The sequence below is a fragment of the Arthrobacter sp. B1I2 genome, from assembly GCF_030816485.1.
GTDB lineage: Bacteria > Actinomycetota > Actinomycetes > Actinomycetales > Micrococcaceae > Arthrobacter.
Window position 1 is genome coordinate 1,981,668 of sequence record NZ_JAUSYC010000001.1, and the last position, 12,985, is coordinate 1,994,652.

Annotated in this window: 15 protein-coding genes; 6 read left to right on the top strand and 9 right to left on the bottom strand. The window is 66.9% G+C overall.

What is annotated here, in order from left to right; genetic code table 11:
- Positions 1 to 13 precede the first annotated feature (13 nt).
- Positions 14 to 871, bottom strand: a complete 858-nt coding sequence (gene ctaC, locus QFZ57_RS09185; protein ID WP_306632471.1) for an aa3-type cytochrome oxidase subunit II — start codon at positions 869 to 871, stop codon at positions 14 to 16.
- Positions 872 to 1,069: 198 nt separating this feature from the next.
- Between ctaC and QFZ57_RS09190 the strand changes: the two genes are divergently transcribed.
- Positions 1,070 to 1,924, top strand: coding sequence for a carbon-nitrogen hydrolase family protein (locus tag QFZ57_RS09190; RefSeq protein ID WP_306899672.1), 855 nt, complete (start codon positions 1,070 to 1,072; stop codon positions 1,922 to 1,924).
- A gap of 17 nt (positions 1,925 to 1,941) precedes the next feature.
- Here QFZ57_RS09190 and QFZ57_RS09195 read toward each other — a convergent pair whose 3' ends face one another.
- The 6 genes from QFZ57_RS09195 to QFZ57_RS09220 form a co-directional block, all read right to left on the bottom strand.
- Positions 1,942 to 2,355, bottom strand: coding sequence for a hypothetical protein (locus tag QFZ57_RS09195; protein ID WP_306899674.1), 414 nt, complete (start codon positions 2,353 to 2,355; stop codon positions 1,942 to 1,944).
- A 115-nt stretch (positions 2,356 to 2,470) separates the two neighbouring features.
- Positions 2,471 to 3,193: a VIT1/CCC1 transporter family protein gene (locus QFZ57_RS09200; RefSeq protein ID WP_306899676.1), complete on the bottom strand. Its 723-nt coding sequence runs from the start codon at positions 3,191 to 3,193 to the stop codon at positions 2,471 to 2,473.
- A 100-nt stretch (positions 3,194 to 3,293) separates the two neighbouring features.
- Complete coding sequence (locus QFZ57_RS09205; protein ID WP_306630128.1) at positions 3,294 to 3,569, bottom strand: hypothetical protein; 276 nt, start codon at positions 3,567 to 3,569, stop codon at positions 3,294 to 3,296.
- A 9-nt stretch (positions 3,570 to 3,578) separates the two neighbouring features.
- A complete protein-coding gene (locus tag QFZ57_RS09210; protein WP_306630129.1) occupies positions 3,579 to 4,295 on the bottom strand; it encodes a GAF and ANTAR domain-containing protein in 717 nt (238 codons plus the stop codon).
- Positions 4,292 to 4,513 carry a hypothetical protein gene (locus QFZ57_RS09215; RefSeq protein ID WP_306630130.1) on the bottom strand — a complete coding sequence of 74 codons (222 nt, stop codon included), beginning with the start codon at positions 4,511 to 4,513 and terminating at the stop codon, positions 4,292 to 4,294. Before QFZ57_RS09215 ends, QFZ57_RS09210 begins: the two co-directional genes overlap by 4 nt.
- Positions 4,510 to 4,767, bottom strand: coding sequence for a hypothetical protein (locus tag QFZ57_RS09220; RefSeq protein ID WP_306630131.1), 258 nt, complete (start codon positions 4,765 to 4,767; stop codon positions 4,510 to 4,512). The genes QFZ57_RS09215 and QFZ57_RS09220 overlap by 4 nt, the downstream gene beginning before the upstream one ends.
- A 311-nt stretch (positions 4,768 to 5,078) precedes the next feature.
- On the opposite strand from QFZ57_RS09220, the gene QFZ57_RS09225 reads away from it, so the two are divergent.
- The 3 genes from QFZ57_RS09225 to QFZ57_RS09235 are packed head-to-tail and all read left to right on the top strand — an operon-like array spanning position 5,079 to position 8,067.
- A complete protein-coding gene (locus QFZ57_RS09225; RefSeq protein ID WP_306630132.1) occupies positions 5,079 to 5,444 on the top strand; it encodes a hypothetical protein in 366 nt (121 codons plus the stop codon).
- Positions 5,445 to 5,462: 18 nt separating this feature from the next.
- Positions 5,463 to 6,941, top strand: a complete 1,479-nt coding sequence (locus tag QFZ57_RS09230) for a M20/M25/M40 family metallo-hydrolase (protein WP_306899681.1) — start codon at positions 5,463 to 5,465, stop codon at positions 6,939 to 6,941.
- Positions 6,922 to 8,067 carry a carboxylate-amine ligase gene (locus tag QFZ57_RS09235; RefSeq protein ID WP_306899683.1) on the top strand — a complete coding sequence of 382 codons (1,146 nt, stop codon included), beginning with the start codon at positions 6,922 to 6,924 and terminating at the stop codon, positions 8,065 to 8,067. Before QFZ57_RS09230 ends, QFZ57_RS09235 begins: the two co-directional genes overlap by 20 nt.
- 14 nt (positions 8,068 to 8,081) lie before the next feature.
- Here QFZ57_RS09235 and QFZ57_RS09240 read toward each other — a convergent pair whose 3' ends face one another.
- Complete coding sequence (locus QFZ57_RS09240) at positions 8,082 to 9,716, bottom strand: alkaline phosphatase family protein (protein WP_306899686.1); 1,635 nt, start codon at positions 9,714 to 9,716, stop codon at positions 8,082 to 8,084.
- A gap of 1 nt (position 9,717) precedes the next feature.
- Positions 9,718 to 10,911, bottom strand: coding sequence for an alkaline phosphatase family protein (locus QFZ57_RS09245; protein WP_306899688.1), 1,194 nt, complete (start codon positions 10,909 to 10,911; stop codon positions 9,718 to 9,720).
- Positions 10,912 to 11,164: 253 nt separating this feature from the next.
- Between QFZ57_RS09245 and QFZ57_RS09250 the strand changes: the two genes are divergently transcribed.
- Positions 11,165 to 11,521, top strand: coding sequence for an SPW repeat domain-containing protein (locus tag QFZ57_RS09250; protein ID WP_306630138.1), 357 nt, complete (start codon positions 11,165 to 11,167; stop codon positions 11,519 to 11,521).
- Between the two features lie 88 nt (positions 11,522 to 11,609).
- Positions 11,610 to 12,950, top strand: coding sequence for a phosphoribosyltransferase (locus QFZ57_RS09255; protein ID WP_306899690.1), 1,341 nt, complete (start codon positions 11,610 to 11,612; stop codon positions 12,948 to 12,950).
- Positions 12,951 to 12,985: the final 35 nt, after the last annotated feature.

Below are 12,985 nucleotides of genomic sequence, written 5' to 3' on the forward strand. Positions count from 1 at the left end.
TCGGTGCCCTCCTTTACTGTGCTGCTTCCGGGACCTGCGGGGACGGGGCCGATAGCGGTGTCCTGTTGAAGTCGGCGCCCAGGTTGCCGGTGTTGCCCTTGGCCTTCAGGTCGGCCATGTGGCTGTCATACTCCTGCTGGCTCACCACCCGGACCTTGAAGAGCATCTCCGAGTGGTACTCGCCGCAAAGCTCGGCGCACTTTCCCATGTATTCGCCGGTGCGTTGGGGGGTGATGCTGATGTACGGGTTGTACTGTTCGTGGCCCGGGTACAGGTCGCGTTTCTGCAGGAAATCAACCACCCAGAAGGAATGCTGCACGTCCCGGGACTGCAGGTGCAGCTCCACTGTCTTCCCCACCGGAAGGTAGAGCGTGGGCAGCCGGTCGGGCGCGCCCCAGTCGCCGGTCAGGTGGGCCTGCTGTCCGGCGTCCTCGTGGACCTGTTCCTTGACGTAGTTGAAATCCCAGGACCACTGTTTGCCGAAGACATCGATCACGACGTCCGGGTTGGGGTAGCGCTCATCGATGGCACGCTGTTCCCGGTCCGTGAAAACGAACAGGACGCCGATGACGATCAGCGGGATGGCCAGGTAGAAGACCTCAAGAGGGAGGTTGTAGCTCAATTGCGGGGGAAAGCCCACCGTATTCTTCCTGCGCCTGTACGCCACGATGACCCAGATCATCAGTCCCCAAGTGATGATGCCCACCACGAGTGCAGCGATCCAGGAGTTGACCCACAGGTCCGTAATCAGTTCCGTGTTGTTGGTGGTGTCCCGGTTTCCGGGAAGGAAGCCGCGGGAGACTTCGGCGGAGCAGGAGGCCAGTGCCGGCAGGGCAAGAACGCCCGCGGCCAGCGCTGCGAAGCGCCGCATGCTGTGGTTCTTGAAAGGTTTCCTAGCCACTTGTGGTCCCTCCGGCATGCTCCAGAAGCCCAGTTGCATGAGCCCACCACTGGCCCGGGGACCAGCGGTTGTGTGCCCCACCATACGCGGGGAGGATGCTGATGGGAAGAGGTTCTGCCGCGGCCGGGAAGACGCCGGCGGCAGCCCTCCCGGACCGGAAGGACAGCCATGGTTTCAGCGGACATGATCATTGCGGCGGGACAGTTCAGCGCGGGCACCGATCCCGGGGGAAATGCGACGGCGGCCGGCTGGCTCATTGCGGATGCTGCGGCGGCGGGGGCGGAACTGGTGGTCCTCCCGGAGTCCAGCCTGTACGGCACCAGCGAAGCAGCCGGGGCCATTGCGGCCGTCGCGGAGGACCTGGAGGGTCCGTTCATCCGGAGCATCGCCGGGTTTGCCAGGGAGCATGGGATCGCGGTGGTGGTGGGAACCTACGAAAGGACGGAAGCGGGCCTGCCGTTCAACACCCTGGTGGCGCTGGACAGCCGCGGGGACATCCTGGGCTGCTACCGGAAGGTGCATCTCTACGATGCATTCGGATACCGGGAAAGCGACGGCATCTCACCGGGCAGTGCGGAGGAACCGTTTGTCTTCAGCCTGGGTGGCTTCCGGTTTGGGACGTTCACCTGTTACGACCTGCGCTTCCCCGAGAGCGCGAGGGCCGCCGTCGACGCCGGAGCGGACGTCCTGCTGGTGCCGTCCATGTGGATCCCGGGGCCCGGCAAGGAGGACCACTGGGCCACGCTGGCCAAGGCGCGGGCCATCGAGAATACGGCCTACGTCCTGGCGGCCAACCAAGCCGGCCCGCTCGCCACCGGATTCTCCATGGCCGTGGACCCGGCCGGTGTGGTGGTAGCCAACGCGGGTGAGGAACCGGGCCTGATCGTGGCGCGCCTCAGCCGGGAACGGCTGAACCAGGTGCAAGGGCGGGTGCCGGTGCTCGCAAACCGGCGCTTCGCCGTCGTACCTCTTCCGCGGGAGCCTGCCTCAGGCACTGTTTCAAGCGCCAAGCCGGACGGCTGACGCGCCGGAGTGGGCGGCTACCGGGTCCCGGCCCAAACGGATACTGCCCCGGAGTGGCCGGTCACGATGGCTTGGTACACCAGGAACAGGCCCGCCAGGACGCCAAGAACCGAGGTGGCAGGGACCAGCCAACGGGATTCCAGGAGTCCGCGCAGACCGCGGAAGGCGGGCCTGCGCGTCAGGACCGAGGGGAAGGCGGCGGCGATCTGGGCTGCCACCGCCACCAGGAAGAACACTGTGACGTATCGGAGGAAACTTCCCTGGTGGGCGTGCTCCTCGATGAGGCTTGACGCCCGTTTTGCCTTCTCCAGCTGTTCCCCGGCTTCGGCCGTGAGGATGGACAGCGGGACCAGCAACAGCGCCAGGACCCCCAGCGGCCAGGCCAGGTAACGCCTGGGAGCGGCGGAGCAGCGCGAAAACCACTGCTGCAACCCCAGCCAGCGGGGCCAGGACCACCACGCCGTGAATCAACAGAATGTGGGCCGGAAGGCCGGCGATCTCCAACACGTGGACGCTCCTGACAGTAGTGGACCGGGGTAAGAGGGACTAGGCGATGCCGGTGGTGCCCAGCAGGCTTCCCACCGCAAACGTGAACGCCATGGCCAGCGCTCCGCCCACCACCAGCCGGAGGGTCGCCCTGCGCTTGGAGCTTCCGCCGATTTTGGCGCTGACTGTCCCGGTCAGGGCGAGCGCCAGGATCACGGCAACGAATGTGACCGGAATACGCGCTTCTTCAGGCGGGAAAATGATGGCCAGCATGGGAAGTACGGCGCCGACCGTGAATGCGATGGCGGAGGCGAAGGCTGCGTGCCAGGGGCTCACCACCTCCTCTTCGTCGATGTTCAGTTCGGCGGACAGGTGCGCCTTGAGTGCGTCCTTGGCCGTCAATTCTTCGGCAACTGTGCGTGCGGTGGCTTCGCTGAGCCCCTTGGCCTGGTAGATGTGGGCAAGTTCCGCCAGCTCGCCGTCGGGATCGTCCCTGAGCTCCTGGCGTTCCTTTTCAATCAGTGCCCGCTGGCTGTCACTCTGGCTGCTCACGGAAACATATTCGCCCAGTGCCATGGACACGGCTCCGCCCACTACCGCTGCAGTGCCGGCCACCAGGATCGGCGCCAGGTCGTTGGTCACGCCTGCCACGCCCACCACGGTTGCCGCCACGGAAACGATGCCGTCGTTCGCACCGAGCACACCGGCCCGCAGCCAGTTAAGGCGGCTTGCCACGCTGCTGTCATGCGGTTCGTCGTGGCTCAGCTTCAGGGTTTCAGACATGCTGGCAGTAAAGCACTGCACGGGCCCCCGCGCCACGAAGGTTTGCATCCCCTAACAGGGGCAGTAAGGGGAACGACCCCAAGGAACTGTCCGTGGAAGACTAACCGCTGGTGCGTGGGCCGTTCATCTGGTCCGCATAGGGTGCGTGCAGCGGCGGCTTCTCCGCGATAATTTCGTTGCAGGCCAGGGCCAGCAGGTCGCGCTGGATGACGGGCAGCGAGATGAGGCCCTGCACATATGCCTGCACCTCGTACTCGCCGGCGGAACCGGTCATGCTGAAGTACCGCAGCCACAGTTCTCCCACGGTGATGTCAGCCGCGGCCAAGGCATCCTTAAGCTGGCCCCGCTGCTCCGGTTCATGCGGATCAAAACCCAACGCTGCCCCCTACGATCCCGCAGGCGGCACCCTGGTGGCCACTTGCTCGCTGGCCTCAACCAGGGTGACACCTGACACCCGCGCGTTTTGAATCAATTGCTGCAGAGCCCTGTCCTGGCCGATGCCCTGCCGCTCCATCAGCATCCCGCAGGCACGGCTGATGGTGTCCCGGCTGGCCAGGCTGACCCTGAGGCTTTCGGACATACGGAGCGGGGTTTCGGTACTTTGGATGTGGGCGAGCAGGGTGGCTGCCGTTTCAGCAAACAGCGACAGGGCCTTCCCCGTTGACTCGTCGTACTGCCCGGGCAGCGCCGAATAGATCTTGAAGGCACCCAGCGTTTCCTTCCCCGCAATCAGCGGAGCGCTCACCACTGACCGGACCGGGAGTGACGCCACGGCGGACTGCCAGCGCGGCCAGCGGGTGTCGGTCAGGAGGTCGTCGATGATGACCACTTTTCCAGCCGCCCAGGCAGTAATGCAGGGGCCTTCGCCGAGCTCGTACTGGCCGGCATCGAGCTGCTCCACCAGGGCATCAGTGGCAGCGTTGCTTGTGCGCTTGCCTTCGGCGTCCATTAAGGACACCCCGGCTCCGGGCGTGCCCGGAAGCGACTCCTTGATGGCCTGGGCCAGGAGTGAGACCGCGCGGTCCACCTTTTCCTCAGTCAGCAGGAGCCCGCGGATGCGGGCCACGGCCGCGGTCAGATCGTCCAGTGGCAGCTGATTCATTCCGTCACCAAATCATCCTGGTCCGGGACCTCCATCTGGAACCCGCAGGCGCAGCGCAGCACGCTGGTTGCCAGGTACACGGTCAAGGCCTCCGGCAGCCGGTTGGTGAGGCAACTGCCATGGAAGCTGCGCATGTCGGCGCCCGCAACGCCCATCGGTTGGCCGCAGTGCATATAGTGCCCGTTGACGTACAGGACGTCGAACCGCGTGGACATCATGCCACTGCCGGGTAGCTGCAGAGGATGTAGTCCGTGGCGGCAGGCCCGGTCATCCGCAAGTGGCTGTTCCGGATGTCCACGCCGCAACGCAGCATGCCGGCCCGGAAGGCCTGGTCCGATTTGGGGGTCAAGCCATGCAGGGCCGACCAGCTCACGTACAGGCCGTACAGGCAGTCGGGACGCAAGGGAAATTCGCCGAAGGGATCGGGGGTGGTGGCTTCGTTGAGGAACTGTTGGAACTGCGATAACGCCATGTCAAGGCTCTTTCGCTGCTGCGTCCTGCGCTGCCGTTGCACTACAGCAGCTACTCCTGACGGGCCGGTGCAGGGGGTCCGAGGAGGACGGGAGCGTGGTTCCCGTCACAAGTTCGAATTTACCCGACCTGTCGGGGGATGTACAGCCGGATGTACAGCCGGGCGCTGGGCAGCATGGCCCGGCATGGAATGGGCGTTTTAGGCCCTGTACCAACGCCAATCCTCCGGGTACGGTAAAACAAGTAAGCGTACTTACTAACTAGGTAGCGGGAATGACCGAGGAACAAGGAATCACCCAAGGAGGCAGAACCATGAATGACGCACCCCAGCATGAAGTTCCCCAGCAGGATGTCCCCAAGCACAGCGACCTGCCCCTGCCGGATTACGACCATCTGCCGGCTGGAACGCTGCCGACGCGGATCACCGGCCTGACTGAAGCGGATGTATCGCAACTGGTTGCGTACGAGAAGGCGCACGGCAACCGGCTGCCCATCCTCCAGATCCTGGAGCAACGGCTGCAGGCCCTGCAGAACGGCGCCGAGCCCAGCGGCACGCGCACCCCGCCCACGCCGGAGGTTCCCGCCAGCCCTGCCACGCCGCAGCCGTCCCGGGTCCCGGGGCCGCCGGTCAACCCGCCATCGCAGGGCGATCCCACCAACCCGGCACAGCCGCGCTGACGGACCGAGGGGACGGAGATGGACGTGCAGGACCACCAGCGTGCCGGCAGCCCACAGGAGCACGACGGCGCCCGGCACCTGCGCGCCCTTGTCCGCTCACGGGAAGCGGAGCTGCAGCGGCGGCTGGCCGAGTGGGTCCGTATCCCCGGCATCCTGGGCACTCCGGAACATGCCCAGGACCTGCTCCGCTCGGCCAACTGGCTTGCCGCCGAGTTCCGTGAAGCGGGCTTCCCTGTGGTGGAGGTACTGCCCACAGGGGAGTCCCACACTGTATACGCAGAGTGGTGCGGAGCCCCGGGGGCGCCCACCGTCCTGGTGTACAGCCACCACGATGTCCGTGCTGCCAAACCGGAGAACTGGGCACTGACGGCACCATTCGAACCGGTGCTCCGCGAAGGCCGGCTGTACGGCAGGGGTAGCTCGGACGCCAAGGGCCAGGTCCTGGCGCACCTTGAAGCTGTCCGCGCCCACCTGGGGGTTTCGCCGGACCCAACCACCGGTAGCGCCCCCAGGATCAACCTGAAGTTCCTCATCGAAGGGGAGGAGGAAGGCGGCTCCCCGCACCTGGCCAAGCTGTTGGAAGGCAACCGGGAACGGTTCGCCGCAGACCTGGTCCTCTTCTCCGACACCCTCCTCTGGCACGCCGAACACCCGGCCGTTTGCGTGAGCCTGCGCGGCATGCTGAGTGCGCACCTGGAGGTGTACGGGCCCGGGCGGGACGTGCACAGCGGCGCGGTGTCGGGGAACGCACCCAACCCCGCCTTCGAGCTGGGCCGGCTGCTGGGGATCATGCATGACCAGGACGGCCGCGTGGCCATTCCCGGGTTTTACGACGACGTCGAGCCCCTCCCGGCCGACCTCCGGAACGCCCTGGCGGACCTGCCCTTCAGTGAGGAGGACTGGCTGGCCCGCTCCGAAACCGGAGCCATCACCGGGGAGAAGGGATATACGGTGCTGGAGCGGCTGTGGCTGCGCCCCGCCGTCGAGGTCACATCCATCATTGCCGGCGACCCGCTGGGCGTGTCCCGTGCCGCCGTACCCGCGGTTGCCTCCGCGGACCTCAGCTTCCGCACCGTTCCCGGCCAGCGGCTGGAGAAGATTGCCACCCAGCTGCAGGAGTGGGTGGCCGCCACCATCGGTAATGCCTTCGGCCACAGCCTGGTCCCTGACCTGGAAACGGCCCAGGAGCCGTACCGCACGCCGGACCACCCCGCCGTCGCCGCTTTGGAAAAGGCCATGGCGCTGGGTTTCAACGCGGACCGGACCGGGCGGATGGGCAACGCGGGCGGTGGCCCTGCCGAACTGCTCAGCCGCACCCTCGCTGCACCCGTGCTGTTCTTCGGCACCGGACTGGTGGAAGACCACTGGCATGACAGCGACGAGAGCGCCAGCCTTGATGTCCTGGTGAACGGGGCGGTTACGCTGGCCTGCTTCTGGGAGGAACTTGCAGCGAAGCAGGGGAGAGGGGACGACGACGATGGACACCTACGGCAATGACGGCACCGGCGGGGCCGGTGCGGGGAAGCGGACGTTCGGCATCGAGGAGGAACTGCTCCTGGTGGACACCTCCAAGGGGGAGGCAGTGCCCATGGCCGGGGAACTTCTGAACCTGTACGTCCGCCCGCTGAAGGCGGGGGCCGGGCCCGTCCTCACGGCTGAGTTCCAGCAGGAAATGATCGAGGTGGTCACACCGCCGCACGCCACGCTGGACGCCCTTCAACAGGACATCGTCGCCGGGCGGGCCATAGCCCACCAGGCTGCGGAGGACGTGGGGGTCAGGGTGGCCGCGCTGGGCACCTCGCCGCTGCCCGCTGATCCCCACCCCGTGCAGCTGCGCAGGTTCAAGGCGATGACGGAGGAATACGGCCTGACCGCCAGGGAACAGCTCACCTGCGGCTGCCACATCCACGTCTCGGTGGAGTCGCCGGAGGAAGCCGTGGCCGTGCTGGACCGCATCCGTATCTGGCTGCCGGTACTCATCGCGCTCAGCGCCAACTCCCCGTTCTGGCACGGAAAGGACAGCGGCTACGCCAGCTACCGCTCCCAGGTGTGGAACCGCTGGCCCTCCGCCGGGCCGCTGGAGATCCTGGGCACCCCGGACTCCTACCACCAGCTGGTCCACGACATGGTGAGCACCGGCGTCGCCATGGATGAAGGCATGATCTACTTCGACGCCCGCCTCTCGCGGCACTATCCCACCGTGGAGATCCGGGTGGCCGACGTGTGCCTGCGGCCGGAGAACACCGTCCTCCTGGCGGGGATCGCCAGGGGCCTGGTGGAAACCGCCGCCCGCGAATGGCGGGAGGGCACCGAACCCGTGGCCGTGCCATCGGCACTGCTCCGGCTGGCCGGGTGGAAAGCCAGCCGTTGGGGTCTCCGGGGTGAGCTGCTGGATCCGCAAACGCACCGCCCGGCGCCCGCGCTCGCCGTCGTAAATTCACTGCTGAACCACATCCGCGGCGCGCTGGAGGACATGGGGGACCTGCACCGGGTGGAGGAACTGGTGGACAGCGTGCTCGCCGACGGCCCGGGCGCGGTCCGCCAAATGGAGGTGCTGCACCGCACCGGGGACCTGGAGCGGGTGGTGGAGGACGCGGCGAACTGCACGCTGGAGGCGTCCTAAACCCCAAGCAGGCGTCAGTAGGTGGTGGCGTTGGGAAGGATGAACGGTGGCCTTGGCGCCTGGGTGAAGTCGAAGGCGGCGGCCAGGTCTCCCAGCTGCGGGTTGTTCTCGCGGACCCCGGGGCGGTTGTCCGGCCGGCCGTCGGTGGCGGGGTCGATGCGCTCGCCGCCCAGGAAGTCATCCTCGATGAACTTGAAATAGGCATCGTGGCTGAGGACCTGGTGGTCGATGTACCCCTTCTTCGCGTAGGGGCTGATCACCAGGGCGGGGACGCGCAGCCCGTAGCCGTTGCCGTCGGCCACGGGCGGGACAACGTGGTCGTAAAACCCGCCCCAGTCATCCCACGTGAGGAAGATGGCCGTGCTTTCCCAGTCCGGACCGCTCATGATGGCGTTGACCAGCCCGGCCACATATTGCTGCCCTGTGTTGATCTTGGCCGGCGGATGTTCGCTGACCAAGTCGGTGGGCGCCACCCAGGTGACGGCGGGAAGCCTGCCGTTCCGGGCGTCGTCGTAGAAGCCGTCCAGCGGCTTGATGTTGCCCAGTTCGCCGTTCTCCTTCACGGTGTCGAAGTACGGAAGCGGGTTCCACCGCCCCGGTGTTTCGGCGTCCTGCTCCACAGGGGTGCAGGTGGCGGCATCGTTGCGGCAGTCAGGTTCGGTGCCCTCGAACACGTAGTAGGCCCAGCTCACCGAGTGTTTGTGCAGCAGGTAGGTCAGGTCGGTCCAGGCGTAGTTCGGCAGCTTGAGGTTCCTGGCCGCCTCTGTCAGCTTCTCTTTCAGGGCCGCGGGGACGTCCGCCGAGTCGACGGCGGCGCGGCAGGCAGGGTATGAATCGGTGGGCTTGCAGTTGGTACTGACAAGCTGGCCGATCTGGGCGGCAAGGTCGGGGCTGATGCCCACCGCCTGCAGGGCATCCCGGCAGGGCGCCAGGTCAGCCCCGGCCCGGCACCTGCCGATCAGGCTTTCCTCAAGTTCCTGCTTTTCCGGCTCCGGGTCCAGGCTCAGCAGCGCATCAGTGCACGACGACGGGTCCCCGGCCCTGGTGCACTTGGCGGCCCATTCGGACACCAGGTAGAGGTGGGCTGCAAGGCTCCCGGCGGCCGCGGACGTGAACATGCGGTCCTGCAGCACGAAGTTGTCGGCGTAGGCCCAGTAGGCGGGCAGCTCATTGCGGTCGTGGTAACCCAGCACGTCCGTGGCCTTCGGGCCGTACCGGCAGTCAGTGGCAGTGGGCGCACAGTGGGCGATGTCCTTTTCGGCCTGGGCCACGAACCCGTCCATGGCGCCGTTGTTGATGTCGGCCGCTGCGTCAGCCGGGCTGTGGGGGCCGCCCGCGTTGATGTTGGTGCGGTCGTGGAAGGGCCGTGAACAGCCGCCGTGGGCCGGGTCCGGGAGGCACACCGCGGGCTGGCCGTCCTTCATGGGGATGCCGTCGGCGCCGGGGTAGGTGCCGAAGTAGCTGTCGAAGGACCTGTTTTCCTGGGTAATGATCACCACGTGCTTGATTTTGGAGATCCCCGGATCAGGCGCGGAGGATGTCCAGGCGCGCAGTGCGGCGGGAACTACGACGGCGAGAATCACCAAAACCGCCACTGTCACGGCAGCGGCCAGGACAGTCCGCCGTCGGCCCTTCCCTGGCGGCCGCACCTCAGGACCCTGGCCGGAAGACGTCGCTGCCGAAGGTCTTCATGCCGGGGTCGCCGGCCAGCCCGAGCCGCGGGAGGTGGAAGAAATCCTCGATGGTGGCCAGCAGGCTGTAGTGGTTGTAGGCCTGGTCTGACGAGGTGCCCGGGGCGCTGAACGGGGAGAGGACCAGCGTGCCCACCCTGCCCCCGGCAGCACCGCCGGCGGGACTTCCCGCGTCTCCCGCAGAGGGGCCCGCGGCGCCGCCCTCGGCCTCGTCGAAGGTGATGACCAGCATGCCATCCTGCTTGTACGCCGGGGAGGACAGGATGGCCGGCACCTGGTGCTTGAGCCACCCGTCCACCGCCCCCAGGCCCCCATTGGTGCCGTCAGCGCAGGTGCTGTCGTGCCCGTCGTGGCAGAGGTTGGGGGTGATGTAGGCAAGGTTCGGTGTGGTGTCCGCGGACTTCAAATCGCCCGCAAGCTCCGAAAAGTTGACCACGTTCCTGGCGCACTCCGGCGACGACGTGATGGAACGGAAGTAGACGAAGGGATTGTGGTGCGTGGAGTACCCACCGTCCGCGTTGGCCTTGGAGTGGTTGTCGGATTCTCCCAGGACCGGGTGCTCACAGGGCTGCTCCATGTCCTCCATGTAGCCCTTCCAGGTCTTGCCCTGGGCGCTCAGCTGCCCGGCCAGGGTCTGGGTCTGCTCCGGGTAGACGCAGCCCTGGCCCTGCAGCGTGCCCGCCCCGTCGGTACCCGTGGAGCTGAACTCGGTATAGGTCCCGCAGTCCTCCTCGGTATCGCCGTTGGGCCGCTGCCCGGAAATCTGGGCCAGATAGTTGGGCAGGGAGTGGTGGGCTATGCCGTAGTAGTTCCTGAGCAGCACGCCCTTCTTCCGGAGCGTTCCGGACAGGTACGGGGCGGGGGAGTTGCCACCCCATACCTCGTCGTAGCCCTTGTTTTCGAGGTTGATCACGAACACATGCTGGGGCGTGCCTGCCTTCCGGGAACCTGCCTGCTGCGGCGGGGCGTCTTGGGAGGGCGGGGCGCCTTCGGAGGGTGTGGCATCTTGGGAGGGCGTGGCGTCTTGGGGCGCCGGAGACGGCGCGGGAGCCTGGCAGGCCACGAGGGCGGACAGGAACAGTGCCAGCACCGGCAACAACGCCGGGGAGTGCCGCCGCAGGGCAGCGGAGGAACGCACTGATCTTCGGTTCACGGGCGGCCTCCGCGGTCTTGTTTCCACCTACGCCCCAGCGCTGGGCTCACTCTTGCACACCGATGCCGCGTTTTGCAGGGGCAAAGGCTGTGAATTGGCCGTTAAACCGGCCGCACGGCCCCGCCCTTCAGCCGTAGGTCTTTCTGCCCTAGAAGGTGGTGACCTGCAGGCGTTGACTTGCAGCATGGGCGGTTTACGCCCTCCCGGGACGGAAACGCGCAAGGCTACCTGCCCGGATCTGAAAGGAATTACAGTGAAAAAGTGGTATCGGTGGCAGGACTACGTAACGGTCGCCGCCGGTCTCTTCACCGCCATCGCGGTCCTGTGGACACGGCAGCAGAACATGTCCACCACCTTCATGCTCCTCTTCGGCGGACTCCTGATCATCAGCGGCATCATTAACCTGGCCATGCCCGGAACACCGGTCATGGAATACGCCCAGGCTGTCCTTGCCGCCCTCTTGATCCTCTCGCCGTGGCTGGGGTCCTACACGGGCGCGACCGGCGCTGCGTGGACATCGTGGATTGCAGGGGCAGTGGCGCTGGTGGTAACAGCGGCCGCCATCAAGCCAAGCACCGACGTCCGCCACACCTACCGCGTCTCGCATTAACCGGTAAGTCCCGCCATGTGTCCCTTGGCCTGCGTCCGCAGGCCAAGGGCCATGGCGGCGTTATTAGGACGGGCTTTGGGTGACAGGGATGGTTGCCTTTCACAACAGGTCCGACGCCGGGCGGCGGCTGGGAAAGCGGCTCGCCGGCCTGCGCGGACGGAACGTGGTGGTGCTGGGCCTGCCCCGCGGCGGCGTCCCCGTGGCATTCGAGGTGGCCAAGGCACTCGAAGCGCCGCTGGACGTGATCGTGGTGCGGAAACTGGGCGTTCCCTTCCAGCCCGAGGTGGCCATGGGAGCCATCGGGGAGGGAAACATCCGGGTCCTGGATCCACGGACCATCTCCGTTGCGCGGGTTTCCCAGGAGGACCTGCAGCAGGTTGAACGGCAGGAGCGCGCCCTGCTGGAAAGCAGGGTGGCGCGGTTCCGCCAGGGGCGCCGGCCTATCGACATCAGCGGACGGACGGTTGTCATTGTGGACGACGGCATCGCCACCGGCTCCACCGCCAGGGTTGCCTGCCAGGTGGCCCGGCAACTCGGCGCGGCGAAAGTGATCCTTGCGGTTCCTGTTGCCCCTGCCCGCGCCATCGTGGAGCTCAAGGAACCGGACGACGTTGTCTGCCTGCTCGCGCCCCAGGACTTCCAGGCCGTGGGCTACTACTACCACGACTTCTCGCCCACCGAGGACAGCGAGGTGGTGCAGCTGTTGGACGCCGCCGCGAGCCCACTGCACCAAGGTGGCGACGGAGGAGAAAACGGCAGCCTAGAAGAGGACGTCGATATCCCGGCTGGAGGGGTGCAGCTGCGCGGAAGCCTCTACCTGCCGGCCAGGTGCGACGGGACGGTCCTTTTCGCCCACGGCAGCGGCAGCAGCCGGCACAGCACCCGCAACCGTTTTGTGGCCTCGGTCCTGCACGGGGCGGGCCTGGGGACCATGCTCCTGGACCTGCTCACGCCGGAGGAGGAAGTCAACCGTGCCAACGTGTTCGATATAGGCCTGCTGGCCCAGCGGCTTTCCTACGCAACCCATTGGCTGGAAGCGCGGCATGACGGTTCCATGGGCAGGGTGGGCTACTTCGGGGCGAGCACCGGAGCGGGCGCGGCGCTGTGGGCCGCGGCCGAGCCCGGCGCGCAGGTTGCCGCCGTCGTATCCCGGGGCGGCCGGCCGGACCTGGCCGGCCCGCGGCTGGCCGCCGTGAAGGCACCCACCCTCCTGATCGTGGGCGGCGCCGATACCCAGGTGCTGGCCCTCAACCGCCAGGCCATGGCACGGATGCAGGCCCCCACCCGGCTGGAGATCGTTCCGAGGGCCACCCACCTCTTTGAGGAACCCGGAACCCTGGCCATGGCCGCCACCCTGGCCGCCGACTGGTTCCGGCACTACCTCCTGCCGTCACCGGTGGGGCGGTCCTTGCCGGAGGCCAGGGAATGAACCGGGGAAACACCGGCGGGTCCCCAGACCCGCGA

Coding starts and splice junctions, on each gene's coding strand:
- ctaC (WP_306632471.1), bottom strand. CDS start 871: ATGCGGCGCTTCGCAGCGCTGGCCGCGGGCGTTCTTGCCCTGCCGGCA.
- QFZ57_RS09190 (WP_306899672.1), top strand. CDS start 1,070: ATGGTTTCAGCGGACATGATCATTGCGGCGGGACAGTTCAGCGCGGGC.
- QFZ57_RS09200 (WP_306899676.1), bottom strand. CDS start 3,193: ATGTCTGAAACCCTGAAGCTGAGCCACGACGAACCGCATGACAGCAGC.
- QFZ57_RS09210 (WP_306630129.1), bottom strand. CDS start 4,295: ATGAATCAGCTGCCACTGGACGATCTGACCGCGGCCGTGGCCCGCATC.
- QFZ57_RS09215 (WP_306630130.1), bottom strand. CDS start 4,513: ATGATGTCCACGCGGTTCGACGTCCTGTACGTCAACGGGCACTATATG.
- QFZ57_RS09220 (WP_306630131.1), bottom strand. CDS start 4,767: ATGGCGTTATCGCAGTTCCAACAGTTCCTCAACGAAGCCACCACCCCC.
- QFZ57_RS09225 (WP_306630132.1), top strand. CDS start 5,079: ATGAATGACGCACCCCAGCATGAAGTTCCCCAGCAGGATGTCCCCAAG.
- QFZ57_RS09230 (WP_306899681.1), top strand. CDS start 5,463: ATGGACGTGCAGGACCACCAGCGTGCCGGCAGCCCACAGGAGCACGAC.
- QFZ57_RS09235 (WP_306899683.1), top strand. CDS start 6,922: ATGGACACCTACGGCAATGACGGCACCGGCGGGGCCGGTGCGGGGAAG.
- QFZ57_RS09255 (WP_306899690.1), top strand. CDS start 11,610: ATGGTTGCCTTTCACAACAGGTCCGACGCCGGGCGGCGGCTGGGAAAG.